Origin of the sequence: Vannielia sp., assembly GCF_029212645.1 — a bacterium.
Taxonomy (GTDB): Bacteria; Pseudomonadota; Alphaproteobacteria; order Rhodobacterales; family Rhodobacteraceae; genus Vannielia.
Genome location: NZ_JARGND010000013.1, coordinates 14,579 through 28,363 on the forward strand (window position 1 = coordinate 14,579; position 13,785 = coordinate 28,363).

At 62.6% G+C, this 13,785-nt stretch carries 14 protein-coding genes; 11 read left to right on the forward strand and 3 right to left on the reverse strand.

The window, feature by feature from the left end; genetic code table 11:
* Nucleotides 1-259: 259 nt before the first annotated feature.
* Nucleotides 260-574 (reverse strand): hypothetical protein, encoded by a 315-nt coding sequence (locus P1U55_RS06195; RefSeq protein WP_301046657.1) that lies wholly within the window; start codon nt 572-574, stop codon nt 260-262.
* 79 nt (nt 575-653) lie between these two features.
* On the opposite strand from P1U55_RS06195, the gene P1U55_RS06200 reads away from it, so the two are divergent.
* From P1U55_RS06200 to pheT, 3 genes are all read left to right on the forward strand, one after another.
* Nucleotides 654-935 (forward strand): YrhK family protein, encoded by a 282-nt coding sequence (locus tag P1U55_RS06200; protein WP_301046658.1) that lies wholly within the window; start codon nt 654-656, stop codon nt 933-935.
* A 58-nt stretch (nt 936-993) separates the two neighbouring features.
* On the forward strand, nt 994-2,667 hold the full coding sequence (locus P1U55_RS06205) for a DKNYY domain-containing protein (protein ID WP_301046659.1): 1,674 nt from the start codon (nt 994-996) through the stop codon (nt 2,665-2,667).
* A gap of 89 nt (nt 2,668-2,756) precedes the next feature.
* Entirely contained in the window at nt 2,757-5,150 is a 2,394-nt protein-coding gene (pheT, locus tag P1U55_RS06210) for a phenylalanine--tRNA ligase subunit beta (protein WP_301046660.1), read from the forward strand.
* 77 nt (nt 5,151-5,227) lie between these two features.
* Here pheT and P1U55_RS06215 read toward each other — a convergent pair whose 3' ends face one another.
* On the reverse strand, nt 5,228-5,929 hold the full coding sequence (locus P1U55_RS06215) for a glutathione S-transferase N-terminal domain-containing protein (protein WP_301046661.1): 702 nt from the start codon (nt 5,927-5,929) through the stop codon (nt 5,228-5,230).
* Between the two features lie 148 nt (nt 5,930-6,077).
* Between P1U55_RS06215 and mscL the strand changes: the two genes are divergently transcribed.
* From mscL to P1U55_RS06230, 3 genes are all read left to right on the forward strand, one after another.
* Nucleotides 6,078-6,509, forward strand: coding sequence for a large conductance mechanosensitive channel protein MscL (mscL, locus tag P1U55_RS06220; protein ID WP_301046662.1), 432 nt, complete (start codon nt 6,078-6,080; stop codon nt 6,507-6,509).
* A 129-nt stretch (nt 6,510-6,638) separates the two neighbouring features.
* Nucleotides 6,639-7,103 (forward strand): Lrp/AsnC family transcriptional regulator, encoded by a 465-nt coding sequence (locus tag P1U55_RS06225; RefSeq protein ID WP_301046663.1) that lies wholly within the window; start codon nt 6,639-6,641, stop codon nt 7,101-7,103.
* Nucleotides 7,104-7,214: 111 nt separating this feature from the next.
* On the forward strand, nt 7,215-8,414 hold the full coding sequence (locus P1U55_RS06230) for a hypothetical protein (RefSeq protein ID WP_301046664.1): 1,200 nt from the start codon (nt 7,215-7,217) through the stop codon (nt 8,412-8,414).
* Between the two features lie 23 nt (nt 8,415-8,437).
* Here P1U55_RS06230 and P1U55_RS06235 read toward each other — a convergent pair whose 3' ends face one another.
* Entirely contained in the window at nt 8,438-9,247 is an 810-nt protein-coding gene (locus tag P1U55_RS06235) for a division plane positioning ATPase MipZ (protein ID WP_301046665.1), read from the reverse strand.
* Between the two features lie 219 nt (nt 9,248-9,466).
* Here P1U55_RS06235 and P1U55_RS06240 point away from each other — a divergent pair, with 219 nt between their 5' ends.
* From P1U55_RS06240 to tolB, 5 genes are all read left to right on the forward strand, one after another.
* A complete protein-coding gene (locus P1U55_RS06240) occupies nt 9,467-9,595 on the forward strand; it encodes a hypothetical protein (protein WP_301046666.1) in 129 nt (42 codons plus the stop codon).
* Nucleotides 9,596-9,826: 231 nt separating this feature from the next.
* The gene (gene tolQ, locus P1U55_RS06245; RefSeq protein ID WP_301046667.1) at nt 9,827-10,522 is read left to right on the forward strand and encodes a protein TolQ; all 696 of its coding nucleotides are present in this window, start codon (nt 9,827-9,829) and stop codon (nt 10,520-10,522) included.
* Between the two features lie 3 nt (nt 10,523-10,525).
* Nucleotides 10,526-11,002 (forward strand): protein TolR, encoded by a 477-nt coding sequence (tolR, locus tag P1U55_RS06250; RefSeq protein WP_301046668.1) that lies wholly within the window; start codon nt 10,526-10,528, stop codon nt 11,000-11,002.
* A gap of 15 nt (nt 11,003-11,017) precedes the next feature.
* The gene (locus P1U55_RS06255) at nt 11,018-12,181 is read left to right on the forward strand and encodes a hypothetical protein (RefSeq protein ID WP_301046669.1); all 1,164 of its coding nucleotides are present in this window, start codon (nt 11,018-11,020) and stop codon (nt 12,179-12,181) included.
* Nucleotides 12,182-12,409: 228 nt separating this feature from the next.
* Complete coding sequence (gene tolB / locus P1U55_RS06260) at nt 12,410-13,735, forward strand: Tol-Pal system beta propeller repeat protein TolB (protein WP_301046670.1); 1,326 nt, start codon at nt 12,410-12,412, stop codon at nt 13,733-13,735.
* Nucleotides 13,736-13,785 lie beyond the last annotated feature (50 nt).

Below are 13,785 nucleotides of genomic sequence, written 5' to 3' on the forward strand. Positions count from 1 at the left end.
CCCTTTTTGGCGCTATGCGCACCATGCCGGTGCCGGGCTGTTTGCTTGGTGGCGGGATTGGATATTTTCAGCAAGAAAATGTGGCCGGGGTAGCCCTGCCTTTGGCCGCCAGTTCGCCGCTGGTGAAGGTGTAGGAGCCTGCATTGAGGCCGTTCAGCATGGGGTTGGCCAGCGACGCCGCAAGGCGGGCAATGCACCGCCCCGCCACGCAGCCGCTAACGAGGGAAACGAGCCGAGTGGCGGGGCGGGCCAGTGGCCGCTAGTTGGCGGCCTCACCCTTGGTGACGCCGGGAATGAGGTCAACCACGGGTGTATTCCACAGGCGTGAGGGATTGAAGCGACAGAGCGCGCGGTTCAACTCCGGGTTTGAGGTGAAACCGGAACAACCGAAGCCGTTGGTGCCTGTTGCGCCGGGTGTGTTGTTCATGAAGCCGAGGCCCACGAGCACCAGAACGGCAACGGCTAATGGCCGGAGAAATCCGCCGAGAGAGTCAAGAACAGATGACAGCATTTGTACCCCCAAATACGTCAATAGAATCGGCCCCCACCGGTTCAAGACGATGTTGCGGCGCAATTGTGGCAAAATTTTGGCAAAAGCGGCAAAAATCTGACAGAGCCCTAGGTGGGGACAGAAAGAAACGGAGGATTGAGTGATGAAGCTATTTCGCCATGAAACGCGCCAGAAAAGCGCTGAGTCACGCCGGATTTGGGCTTTGTATGAACTGGCCTACACGCTGGTCGATTTCGGGGCGGCGATTTGTTTTACCATCGGGTCGGTATTGTTTTTCTGGAACAGCTTGGAAACGGCAGCGATCTGGCTGTTTACGGTGGGCTCGGTGCTGTTTTTGGCCAAACCTACGATCCGGCTGGTGCGGGAGATCACGCTGCTGCGGATGGGGGACTATGAGGAACTTGCCGAGCGGGCGGAACGCTAGGTATTGGCCGAAGTGCGGGCTAAGTTGGCGGTAATTGCGGCGTGGTGGAGTGCGAGTGATGGGTAAGATTTGGTGGGTCATCGTGGGTATCGCGGGCGTTGTAGCCGCTGCCTTCCTGGCGGTGTTTATCACCGTTGCCATCGGCGTCGGCACGTCTGCATCGAAACTGGAGGATATCTCCCTCGGCGATGACACGCGGGGGGCTTCACCTGCGGAATCTGTGTGGGTCAACGAGGACGGGGTGATGGCTTGGCGGCCGATGTCGTCGGGCGAAAAGGTAGCTGCGGCGATCTTCACTCTTGGTACGGCCCTCAATTCGGAGAGCGTGCAGGGGCGGCAGATGCTTGGCGCGGATACGGCCAGTTTTGTCGGGCTGAGCCGTGATTACGGGATCGACAAAGCGTCGGTCTGGTATCGTGGCCACCGCCTTGAGGGGGCCGATCCAGCGAGCTTTCGTGTGGCAGCGCACGGCTGGGCGGTGGATGACGCCCATGTATGGCAGGGCAGCGCGAAGGTAATGGACAACCCCGTGCCGGGGGCGAAGTTGGTGGGCGTTTCAGGCAACGTCTACGCGCTGGGGGAGCAGGGGTATTACCGCGATAAAGCGTTGCCGGAGCGCCCGGAGGGGGAGGTGACCCCGTTTTGCCACAGCTTTTACCGGATGAACGGCGGGCTTTGGGCCGAGGCGCAGCGTTTGGCCGATTGGGGCGATGGGGCCTTTGAGATGGACTGCGACAGCTCGGTCACGACCCGCGCGGGCGTGGAGGACATCAGCGCCAACAAGGGGATGCTTTATGCCGATGGCGCGGCGGTGCGGCTGGCACGGTTGGATGGCTCGGTGAGTGAGGTGGCGCGGTTTGATGCGCCGGTCGCTCAAGCAGAGAAAGCAGGTTTCTCCGGCGAGCCGCTGTGGTTGTTCCAACTGGATAGCGGCGCGGTGTTCTTGGGAAAGATCGCACAAAGCGAGGAGATGCAGAGCCTTGGCACCCATCCAACGCTTGACATGAAGGCCGCGCTAGAGCGGCAAGGCGAGCTTTGGCTGGGCGACGCGCTGTACTTTCTGCGGCGGGAAAAGGAATGGGCGCCGGGTGCATATGCCGATGCCGTGGGCGAGGCCGAGGTGATCGGGCGATATGTTCTGTCAGAAGGCGGGGTTTATTCGTGGGGTCAGCGGGTTGCAGTGCCGGGCGGGCGCGCGTTGCGGGTTGTTTATCAGGATACGCTGCTCGTCGGGCCGATGTGCCTGTCTTATGGCCGTTACCTGACGGATGTGCCCATGGGGCTGGACGATCACGGCGTGCTGGAGGCTTGTGACGTGCATCGTGCGCCGAACTTCATCAGCTATGACGGGCTGCGGATCGGGTTCCGGCAGGACTATCGCAGGCTTGAGCGCAACCCGGACGGCAACCATGAGATCCGGTTGGGCGACGTGGTGATTGAGAATGAGGGGGACGTTGAGCGGGTGTTGCCGGAGCGTTTTGTCCAATCCATCCGCTTCATGGTGACATCGGAGGGACGGCCCTTTGAGGCAGAGGTGGAGCGACCTGTGCCCGGCGACAAAGGCTACGTGCTGCCGGCGGGTGGCACACTAAGCTGGCCGGTGCAGGTGCAAAGCCCCAATCCGTCGCCGAGCCTTGGCTATCGGCTGGAGTTGAAGCATTTGCCAGAGCGGGCCGAGGTACTGGGCGATGCGCCGTTCGCCTTTGCCCGTGCCTACCTTGATGCCCCCTGACAGGGCAGGCGCTGCGCGGCCTTTCCCCCGCCGGAGCGATGGGTTAGACAACGCGCCGAACCCGCCGCGCATTGCCAAGGACGCCTGAGATGAAATTCACCCTGAGCTGGCTCAAGGAGCATCTGGAAACGGACGCTTCTCTTGATGAAATCCTCTACGCGCTCACTGATCTGGGCCTTGAAGTGGAAGGGGTTGAAGACCCTGCCGCGCGGCTTGGGGCCTTTACCATCGGCAAGGTGGTGGGTGCCGAGAAGCACCCGGATGCCGACCGTTTGAAAGTGTGCCAGGTGGCCACGGCCTCGGGCGAGGTGCAGATCATTTGCGGTGCGCCGAACGCGCGGCAGGGGATCACGGTGGTGATCGCCCAGCCCGGCACCTATGTGCCCGGCATCGACACGACGATCCAGGTGGGCAAGATCCGCGGTATCGAGAGCCACGGCATGATGTGCTCGGAGCGCGAGATGGAGCTTTCGGAGGAGCATGACGGCATTATCGAGCTGCCCTCTGGTGAGGTGGGCGAGCGGTTTGTGGATTGGCTGGCGGCGCATGAGCCAACCCGCGTTGACCCGGTGATCGAGATTGCCATCACGCCAAACCGCCCTGATGCGCTTGGGGTTCACGGGATTGCCCGCGATCTGGCCGCACGGGGCCTTGGCAAGCTGAAGCCGATCGCCCATGCCACGATCGAGGGCGGGTTTGAAAGCCCGGTGAAGGTGCATCTGGACGAGGCGGCCAAGGACGGCTGCCACGCCTTTCATGGGTACTACATTCGTGGTGTGAACAACGGCCCCAGCCCCGAGTGGCTGCAACGCAAGCTGCGGGCTGTTGGGCTGCGCCCGATCTCGGCGCTGGTCGATATCACCAACTACTTCACCTATGACCGCAACCGCCCGTTGCATGTTTTTGATGCTGACAAGGTGTCTGGCGACCTCACCATCACCCGTGCCAAGGGCGGCGAGGAGCTGCTGGCGCTGGATGGCAAGACCTACACCATCCCCGAGGGCGTGCTGGTGTTTGCCGATGAAAACGGGGTGGAAAGCGTTGGCGGGATCATGGGGGGCGAAGAGTCGGGCTGCACGGAAGGCACTGTCAACGTGGTGCTTGAGGCGGCCTATTGGGACTTTGTGCAGATCGCCAATGCCGGGCGCGCGCTGAAGATCACCTCGGATGCGCGGTATCGCAACGAGCGCGGGATTGATCCGGGCTACAACCGCCAGGCGGCGGATGATGCGGCGGCGATGATCATCGAGCTGTGCGGCGGTGAGGCGAGCACGCTGATCGAGGCAGGAGAGCTGCCCGACACCGACCGCGCCTACAAGCTGCGCCCCAAGCGGATTGAAAGCCTTGTGGGGATGGAAATTCCGGAGGCCGCGCAGCGTGCGTCACTTGAGGCGCTGGGCTTTGTGCTGGAAGGTGACATGGCGCATGTGCCCTCGTGGCGCCCAGATGTGAAAGGCGAGGCTGATCTGGTGGAAGAGGTGGCGCGCATCGCCTCGCTCACCGGATTGGTGGGCCGTCCGATGGCGCGGGCGCAAGTTGGTGTGCCCAAGCCCATTTTGACGCCACGCCAGCAGCGCGAACGCAGCGCACGGCGCACCATTGCCAGCCTCGGCTACAACGAATGCGTGACCTATAGCTTCATCGACGAGGCGACCGCGCAGATTTTTGGGGGCGGCACCGATGCCACCCGGCTGGAAAACCCGATTTCCAGTGAGATGAGCCATTTGCGCCCGGCGTTGCTGCCGGGGCTGTTGCAAGCGGCGGCGCGTAATCAGGCGCGGGGCGCAAGCGAGATGGCGCTGTTTGAGGTGGGCACGGCCTTTCATGGTGGTGAGCCGGGCGAGCAGCGTTTGCTGGCCACGGGCCTGCTGGTGGGCGCGACTGGCCCGCGTGACAGTTTTGGCAGCCGCCGCGAGGTGGATATCTATGACGCGAAGGGCGATTGCGAGGCGGTTTTGGCCGCACTCGGGGCCCCGGAGCGCTGCCAGATCCGGCGTGAGGCGGCGGGCTGGTGGCATCCGGGCCGCTCGGCGGTGATGGCGCTGGGCAAGAACGTTCTGGCGGTTTACGGCGAAATCCACCCGAAGGTGCTGCGCGAGATGGGCGTGAAAGGCCCGGCAGTTGGCTTTACGATCTGGCCTGATGCGGTGCCCGCCAAAAAGGCCAAGGGGGCCTCACGCGGGGCCGTCAAGCTGGCCGATCTTCAGGCGGTTGAGCGCGACTTTGCCTTTGTGGTGGGCGCGGATGTGGCGGCGCTGGACCTGATCAATGCCGCTCGCGGGGCCGATAAGGCGCTGATCGAGGATGTGCGGCTGTTTGATGAGTTCATCGGCGGCAGCCTTGGTGAGGGCAAGAAGAGCCTTGCGATCACCGTGCGCCTGCAACCCACCGACAAAACGCTCACCGACGAAGACATCGCGGGGGTTTCGGCGAAGGTGGTGGAAAAGGTGGCAAAGGCCACCGGCGGCGAGCTGCGCGGCTAAAGCGCGGATTGCCTGCAAGATACGCGGGGCGCGGGAGGCTTATTGGCCGCCGCGCCCCGATTCTTTTTGCGGTGCGCTCAGCCCTCGCGAGGCGGCACGTTCAGCCCGGTCTGAACGGCGGGGCGGGCCTGAAACCGGGCAATATAGGCGGTGACGTTCTTGCAATCGGGCAAGCCAACGAGCTCTTCTGCGCCGTAAAATTCCAGCCCCATGAGCCATGGCACGATGGCCATATCGGCGATGGAATAATCCCCGGCGACCCAGTCTTTGCCTTCCAGAGCCCCATCAAGCACGGCGAGCAGGCGCTTGGCCTCCGCGATGAAACGCTCGCGGGGCAGCGGATCTTCGACCTTGGAGCTGGCGAACTTGACGAAAAACCCAAGCTGGCCGAGCATCGGCCCAAGGCCGCCCATTTGCCACATCAGCCATTGGTTGATGATGGCCCGCTCGCGGTTTGAGTTTCCGTAAAATTTCCCTGACTTTTCCGCGAGATAGATCAGGATTGCGCCGCTTTCCCACAGCGCCAGTGGCGCGCCATCGGGGCCATCGGGATCGATGATCGCGGGGATTTTATTGTTGGGGTTGAGCGACAGAAACTCGGGGCTTTTCACATCGGCGTCCGATACGGTGACGCGGTGCGCCTCATAGGGGAGGCCCATTTCTTCCAATGCCACGCCGACCTTGCGGCCATTGGGCGTGGGAAAGGAGAAAAGCTGAAGCTTGGCAGGGTCTTCCACCGGCCAGCGTTTGGTGACGAAAAAGTCTGAAAGGTCGGTCATGTAGAGGTGTTCCTTATTTACTGGTTGCCGCGAAGGTAACTCGTTTCGCACCTAAAAAGACCCTGTGTCATAGAACAAGCCCTGTTACACAATACACGTTGACTATGGGGGCGCCGTTGTGGCGCTCGTGGCAAAAGGGGGCTGTTTGATGTTCAGCGAATTTAAGGATTTTATTGCTAAGGGCAATGTCATGGACATGGCTGTTGGTATCATCATCGGTGCGGCGTTCACGGCGATTGTTTCGTCGCTGGTGGCCGATCTGATCAACCCGATTATCGGTCTTTTCACCGGCGGTCTGGATTTCACCAACAACTACGTGGTTCTTGCAGGTACCGTGCCTGAGGGCGCATCGCTGGAAGCGGCTCGTGAAGCTGGCGCCAGCGTTTTTGCGTGGGGCTCCTTCGTGATGGCTGTGATCAACTTCCTGATCATCGCCTTCGTGGTGTTCATGCTGGTGCGCTACGTCAATAAGGTGAAGGCTGCGGCAGAGAAGCCCGAAGAGGTTGCACCCGAAGTTGAAAGCGGCCCCAGCGAGCTGGACGTGCTGCTGGAGATCCGGGACTCGCTCAAGAAAGCTTGAACCCGATCGTGGGGCTGCCCCACACCAGGAAGATCGGAAAGGCGCGCCTCAACTGGCGGGCCTTTTCTTTTGCGGTGAAGATACGCGATAGTTGCGCCGATCCAGCGGGGATTGGCGGGAGGATTGTGCGTGCAGCCTGAGATTGACGAGACAGATCGCCGGATTTTGGCCGCCTTGCAACGGCGCGGCCGGATGACCAATGCCGAGCTGGCCGAGGCGGTGCATCTGTCCTCATCGGCCTGCCATCGGCGGGTGCAGCGGCTGGAGAAGGCCGGGGTGATCCGCGATTATGTGGCTCTGGTGGACCCGCGCAAGCTGGGGCTGGCGACCACGGTTTTTGTGGAAATCAAGCTTTCGGGGCAGACAGACGAGGTGCTCGACGCCTTTGAAAAGGCGGTGGCGCGGGTGCCTGCGGTGTTGGAATGCCACCTGCTGGGCGGCACGGCGGATTACCTGTTGAAGGTGGTGGCCGAGGACACCGAGGATTTTGCCGGTATCCATCGCCAGTATCTCGCGCGGCTGCCCGGTGTGCAGCAAATGCAGAGTTCATTTGCGCTGAGGACGGTGTTCAAGACGACGGCTTTGCCAACCTGAGCAAGGGTGAATTGTCATCAGTTGACACCCTGTTTCCCACCCGCTGCCACAATCCCGGCATGGTTTCGTGGCACTCCGGTCAACAATCAGGGGCAGTGCAGGTGTGCTGAGATGGGCAAAAAGAACGGTTTTTCAACAGGTTTGACGGTGGTGTTCACGCTGGCTTCGCTGGCGGCTTTTGGGCTGGCCGGGCTTGTGGCGTTTCAGCAGGGGACGGGGCGTATTCTGGTGCCTGCGGTGGCCAGTTTCGGTGGTTCCGATCTTGGGCCGGTACAGCCGGAGGTGGTTGCGATTGAGCGCTTCGCCCCCGAGCGTGACATTGCCAAAGGTGGCGAGGTGCAGGTTCAGGGCCAACTTGATGCCTCAATGCAGTTTGATTTGATGGTGCCGGTTGAGGGCGGGAACGATGTGGCGGTGATGCTGCCGGTGTATCCCGCTGGCGCAACGGATGTGACCGGGCCAGCGGCGGGCATTTTGCTTTATCGGCAGGGCCTTAACGGCCCCGGCCTTGGTGACGGCGAGATTGATACCTTGCTCGCGGGCCATATCGCGGACGGCACGGTTGGGCCAGTTATGGATATTGCGGGCCGTATCAGCGACATGGGCGCTTTTGAAGCGACGTTGCGCGAAACTTTTGCCGAGAATGGCCGCCTGCTTGGCGATGCGCCTGTTATCATTGCGCCCTTCCGCGCCGGGCGTGCGGCCGTGGCCGGGCCGCTTGGCCCCTGGGCGCAGGTGGCGGCCTTGGGCTTTGCCGGTTTGGTGCTGATGAACCTTGGGATGATCCTGAACGCGCGGCGGCGAAATGCGCGGCTGCGCGGTAGTGGTGCGGCTAATGGCGATGCGCCCGAAGCTGTGTTGGCCGATCAGGCGGAAGAGGGCGAGGCAAGCTGGGATGATCTTGATCCCGACACTGACCTCGTGCGCATTGCGGCCTACAGCCCCGAAATGGCCGATGGGTCTTCGGGGGCGCAGGTGATGCGCGAGGTGCTGGCGCTTGGGCGGCGCTCCGATGAAACGGGTGTTTATGCGGCGAACCGGGACGGGATTGATGACTTTGCCAAGATGGAAAGTGGCGGGCTGAAGCGTGCGCTGCCGGGGCGGGGTGTTTCGGAAAAGATCGCCGGGCCGAAAGCGGTGAAACAGGAAAGCCCGCTGGCCGCCCGCCAGGATGCCGAAGTGGCCGCAGACATCATGGCCGCTGTGCGCAAAGAGGTGACGCAGCAGGTGCCGGTGAGCATGAAGCCTGCGGCGGATAATTCAGATGCGCTCTTTGCCCGTGTGAATGCCGCGATTGGCGGTGCCAGCTAAATCGGGGCGCGGGCGGCCGGGCCTTAGAAATCTGCGGTGACGCCGGGGAGGCGCAGGGTTGTGATGAGATCGCGCAACTCCTGCCGGGCGGCGACGTTGGAAATGTTGAGCCGCTCAACCCCCACATCCCCAAGGTCGAGCAGGGTGAGGCCGCGCGGGAACAGCTCGCGGAAGATCACCCGCTCGGAAAAGCCGGGTGCGGCGCGAAAGCCGATGCGGCGCGAAAGCTTGTTGAGTGCGTCGCCCATTTTCTTTTTGTTGTGCATTGCCTGCGCGCCAAGACGGTTGCGCACCACCAGCCAATCAATCGGCTTAAGGCCCGCCTGAGCGCGGACCTGGCGGGCGTTCCAGACCATTTCGGAATAAACCGAAGGGCCCATGATCTTGCCCGTGGTCGGATCAATCCGCGCCAATAGATCAAAGTCAACAAAGCTGTCGTTGAGCGGGGTCACAAGTGTGTCGGCCAGTGAATGGGCGACCTGGCTGAGGCGGGTGTGCGAGCCGGGACAGTCGATCAGGATGAAATCCTTTTCGGCCTCCAGCCCGGCGACCGCCGCCGAAAGCCTGCGGTCAAAGATGTTTTCACCCTCGGCCAGTTGCCCCGGCTCAACCTGCGGCAAATCACGGTATTCCGGGCTGGCGAGCGTCAGGCCGTTGGCCTGCGCAAACACCCGGCGGTTATCGAGGTAGCGCGCAAGGCTTTGCTGGCGCAGGTCCAGATCGAGCGCACCCACCTTCCACCCCATCCGCGCCAGTGCGGTGGAAATATGCATGGAGGTGGTCGATTTGCCCGACCCGCCCTTTTCGTTGCCCACAACGATGATATGCGCCATGGCCCTTGCCCTTCTGGCGGCGATATTTCGCCCGCCTCTGCCCTGTTCTTGTTTGGCGCACACTATATGTTGCGTCGTCGCAGGTGGGAAGGTGGCACGGGGTATTTTCAGGAGATTTGTCAGGCCAGGTGTCGGGGCGCGCAGGGTGTAAAACGGGTGAACCTGCCGGAACGCACGACCGATAGTTCTATTGCAGAGAATATTGCCTAAGCGGCCATCGTGGTGATTGCGATCAAGCGCACATCCCTCACCAAGGGCCGCGGCACCGAGGGCGGCTGGGCGGTGAAGCCCGAAGCCCCGATCGAGGACATGGATTGGGAGCCTTACCGCACCTCGGGCGGGCCGTGATTGCCCAATGCAGATTGATCCGGCCGCGTTAGCCCGCTGAGGGCTTCAAGCCACAATCCGCCGCTTTTGAGCGCGCGTCGTGCCTGCACACACGCGAACGTGTTGGCTTTTGCCTTTTAGTCTATGTATTGTCAGCGTCATAAGGCCGCCGCAGAGCGGTTACATTCGAGCGGGCCTCCGGACCATGGGATTGGGGGCGACACCTATATAGAGGCGGTTCAGGACAGGCTTATGGGCTCCGAGACAGTTGCAATAGCGCAGGAGATCGACTTCTCCCTGCTGGCGCTTTTCATGCGCGCTACATTCACCGTAAAACTCGTGATGGTCTTGCTGATCGTTGCGTCCTTCTGGTCATGGTCGATCATCGTGCGCAAGCTGTTGATGTACCGCGCCCGGCGCTCCGAGGCGGGCAGCTTTGACCGCGCCTTCTGGTCAGGCGAGCCGCTGGACGAGCTTTTTGACCAGATCGGCGCAGAGCCAAAGGGCGCGAGCCAGAAGATCTTTGCCGCCGGGATGATCGAATGGCGGCGCTCGCACCGCGAAGATGGGGCGCTGATTGCAGGCGCGCAGGCGCGGATTGACCGCTCGATGGATGTGGCGATTGCCAAGGAAACCGAGCAGCTCAACTGGGGCCTGCCGTTTTTGGCCACGGTCGGCTCGACAGCGCCGTTCATTGGCCTGTTTGGCACGGTTTGGGGCATCAAGAATGCCTTTGAGGAAATCGCCATCAGCAAATCGACCGACCTTGCGGTGGTTGCCCCCGGCATTGCCGAGGCGCTGCTGGCCACCGGGCTGGGCCTGCTGGCGGCCATTCCGGCGGTGATCTTTTACAACAAGCTTTCAAGTGACAGCGACCGGATCGTTGGCAATTACGAGAGCTTTGCCGATGAATTCGCGACCATCCTTTCGCGCCAGTTGGATAGCTGAGCCATGGGTGCGGGTGTTATCAACACGGGCGGCGGCAACCGCAAGCGGCGCAGCCGTGGGCGGGGCCGGGCGGCTGCGATGAGCGAAATCAACGTCACACCTTTTGTGGATGTGATGCTGGTGCTTCTGATCATCTTTATGGTGGCTGCTCCCTTGCTGACGGTGGGGGTGCCGGTGGAACTGCCAAAAACCGCCGCCGAGGCGCTGCCTTCGGTGGAAGAAGAGCCGCTGACCGTGACCATCACGGCGGCGGGTGAGGTGCTGATCCAGACCACGCCAGTTGACGAGGCCACGCTGATCACCCGCCTGCGCTCGATTGCGGCAGAGCGGGAGAGTGACAAGGTGTTTTTGCGCGCCGATGGGGCCATTCCCTATGAGCGCGTGATGCGGGTCATGGGGGCGCTCAACGCGGGCGGGTTCTCGAATATCGGCTTGGTGACAGACACCGGCGGCCCGGCGCTTGACGGGTCGGACGGTTAGGGCAGGGCGGGCATCATGCCGGGCAACCTTGACACAGGCACCATCGTTTCGGGCGTAGGCCATATTGGCCTGATCGGCTGGGTGATGATTGGCGGCTGGCTGGACTGGTCCACGCCAGAGCCGGTTGTGACCAATGTGTCGATGATATCGGGTGAGGAATATGCCGCGCTGGTGGCCAATGCGCCCACGCCGGATGGGGTGCTGAACCCCGGTGAGCAAACCCCTGATGCGCCTGATGTGCCAGAGCAGGCGGAAACGCCGGAACCAACCGCGCCGGAGACCCCGCCAGAGCAGCCCGCGCCGCCGGCCCCGGTAGAGCAGGCGCAGCCAGAAACACCGCCGGAGCCGGATACATCGCCTGCGCCAGAGCCGGAGGTGGCACAGGAAACGCCGCCCCCCCCGCCCACGCCCGCAACCGATGAGCCCAGAGGCGCGGCGCTGGTGCTCGACACCTCAAAGCGCCCAAAAGAGCGCCCGGCCAATCGTGTGGCGCCCACCCCGGTGGCCCCGCCCGAGCCTGACGCAACGGTTGACACCGAGGCGACCGAGGCGGCCGAGGCCCTGCCCGCAGAGGAGCAGGTGACAGAGGCCGAGGAGCAAGAGCAGGCGGCACCGGAGGCCGCCGCCAGCGAGATCGTGACCGAGGCCGAGGAGGAGGAAACGGGTGGTGAGGTTGTGGCCGCGCTCGCCCCAACCGGCTCACCACGCCCGCCAAAGCGCCCGGCCCGCCGGGCCACATCCGCAGAGGTGACGGATGCCGCGGCAGAGGCGGCGGCGCAATCGGCCAGTGACAGCAGCAATTCGGGCACCAGCAGCAGCGACAGCGCCTCGCGCCCCACACCCTCGCGCGGCGGCCCGCCGATGACCGCAGGCGAGAAAGATGCGCTGAGAGTGAGTGTGCAGCAGTGTTGGAACGTTGGCAGCCTGTCAAGCGATGCGCTGCGGGTGACGGTAACGGTGGCCGTTTCGATGAACGAGAATGGCAAGCCAGATAACGCAAGCATCCGCATGGTGGGCAGCGAAGGCGGCGCGGACGGGGCCGTTAAGCAGGCGTTTGAAGCGGCCCGCCGGGCGATCATCCGGTGTGGTGCCAGGGGCTTTCCGCTGCCGGCAGAGAAATATGGCGAATGGGCAGAGATCGAGATGGTCTTCAACCCCGAGAAGATGAGGATCAAGTGAGGATGCGGGCCATGAATGTTGCGCAGCGCGCCCACTTGGGAGAGCGCCTTGGAGGGCAATCCGGGCCTCACAGGGCCTTGATGCGCTTTGAGATGACATTCGACCCGGGTGGGGGAATCGTGTCATGAAACAGAGAGACCAGGCTGCGACAAGGCGGGTTCATGCCGATGCGGCGTGCCTTGGAAATAAGGGCTTCAACGCAGGGCAAATGCGATGAAAGAGGGCGGTATGAAGAGATTGACGCAACTCATGGCTGGTTTGGCGCTTGCGCTGGGGCTTTCCGGGCCGCTGCTGGCGCAGGACGGCCCGCTGCGCATTGAGATTACCGAAGGTGTGATTGAGCCGCTGCCCTTTGCGGTGCCCACCTTCAGTGCCGAAAACGCCGCCGCGCAGGAGTTGGCCGCGCAACTGGCGCAGGTTGTGGCGGATGATTTGAGCGGCACCGGGCTGTTCAGGCAGATCCCGCGCGATGCGTTCATCTCCGGGGTGAGCGATTTCAACGCGCCCGTGCAATACGCGGATTGGAAAGCGATCAACGCGCAGGCGCTGGTTACGGGGGCTGTTTCGGTGGCCGAGGGTGGCCGGGTGACGGTGAAGTTCCGCCTGTTTGACGTGTTTTCCGAAGCGCCGCTGGGCGAGGGGCTGCAACTGGGCGGCACCACCACAAGCTGGCGGCGGATTGCCCACAAGGTTGCCGATCAGGTTTATAGCCGGATCACCGGCGAGGGCGGGTATTTTGACAGCCGCGTGGTGTTCGTTTCGGAAACCGGCCCCAAGAACGCCCGCCAGAAGCGGCTTGCGGTGATGGATTACGATGGCGCGAATGTGCAGTATCTAACCGATAGCGCCTCGATCGTGCTGGCGCCACGGTTTTCGCCCAATGGCAGCCGGGTGATCTACACCAGTTACGAAACCGGGTTTCCCAAGGTTTACATGATGGATGTGGGCACGGTGCAGCGGCGCATTCTGGAGGACCAGCCCGGCACCATGGCCTTTGCGCCGCGCTTTGCGCCGGATGGCAACACGGTGGTGTTTTCGCTGGAAAAGGGTGGCAACACAGATATTTATCGGCTGACACCGGGGGGCGCTGCGACGCAGCTCACCAACTCTCCTGCCATTGAAACCGCGCCAAGCTACGCGCCGGATGGCTCGAAGATCGTGTTTGAGAGTGACCGTTCGGGCAACCAGCAGCTTTATGTGATGGGGGCGAATGGTGGCGAACCGACGCGGATCAGCTTTGGCGAGGGGCGCTATGGCACCCCGGTCTGGAGCCCGCGGGGCGATTACATCGCCTTTACCAAGCAGCATCAGGGGCGGTTCCATATTGGCGTGATGCGCACAGATGGCTCTGAAGAGCGCCTGCTCACGGCAAGTTTTCTTGATGAAGGGCCAACATGGAGCCCCAATGGCCGGGTGATCATGTTTACCCGCGTTGGATCGGGGGCGCAGGGTGAACCGGCGCTCTATTCGGTGGACCTGACGGGGCGCAACCTGAAGCGCATTCCAACGCCGGGGCCTGCGAGCGATCCGGCGTGGTCGCCCCTGTTGCCCTGAGGCACAAGGGCGATTCCCAAGCGCGGCACGGGGTGATATAGGTGTCGCAA

Bases quoted from the DNA above. Each gene is read 5' to 3' on its own strand.
- P1U55_RS06200 (WP_301046658.1), top strand. From the start codon at position 654: ATGAAGCTATTTCGCCATGAAACGCGCCAGAAAAGCGCTGAGTCACGC.
- P1U55_RS06205 (WP_301046659.1), top strand. From the start codon at position 994: ATGGGTAAGATTTGGTGGGTCATCGTGGGTATCGCGGGCGTTGTAGCC.
- pheT (WP_301046660.1), top strand. From the start codon at position 2,757: ATGAAATTCACCCTGAGCTGGCTCAAGGAGCATCTGGAAACGGACGCT.
- P1U55_RS06215 (WP_301046661.1), bottom strand. From the start codon at position 5,929: ATGACCGACCTTTCAGACTTTTTCGTCACCAAACGCTGGCCGGTGGAA.
- mscL (WP_301046662.1), top strand. From the start codon at position 6,078: ATGTTCAGCGAATTTAAGGATTTTATTGCTAAGGGCAATGTCATGGAC.
- P1U55_RS06230 (WP_301046664.1), top strand. From the start codon at position 7,215: ATGGGCAAAAAGAACGGTTTTTCAACAGGTTTGACGGTGGTGTTCACG.
- P1U55_RS06235 (WP_301046665.1), bottom strand. From the start codon at position 9,247: ATGGCGCATATCATCGTTGTGGGCAACGAAAAGGGCGGGTCGGGCAAA.
- tolQ (WP_301046667.1), top strand. From the start codon at position 9,827: ATGGGCTCCGAGACAGTTGCAATAGCGCAGGAGATCGACTTCTCCCTG.
- tolR (WP_301046668.1), top strand. From the start codon at position 10,526: ATGGGTGCGGGTGTTATCAACACGGGCGGCGGCAACCGCAAGCGGCGC.
- P1U55_RS06255 (WP_301046669.1), top strand. From the start codon at position 11,018: ATGCCGGGCAACCTTGACACAGGCACCATCGTTTCGGGCGTAGGCCAT.
- tolB (WP_301046670.1), top strand. From the start codon at position 12,410: ATGAAGAGATTGACGCAACTCATGGCTGGTTTGGCGCTTGCGCTGGGG.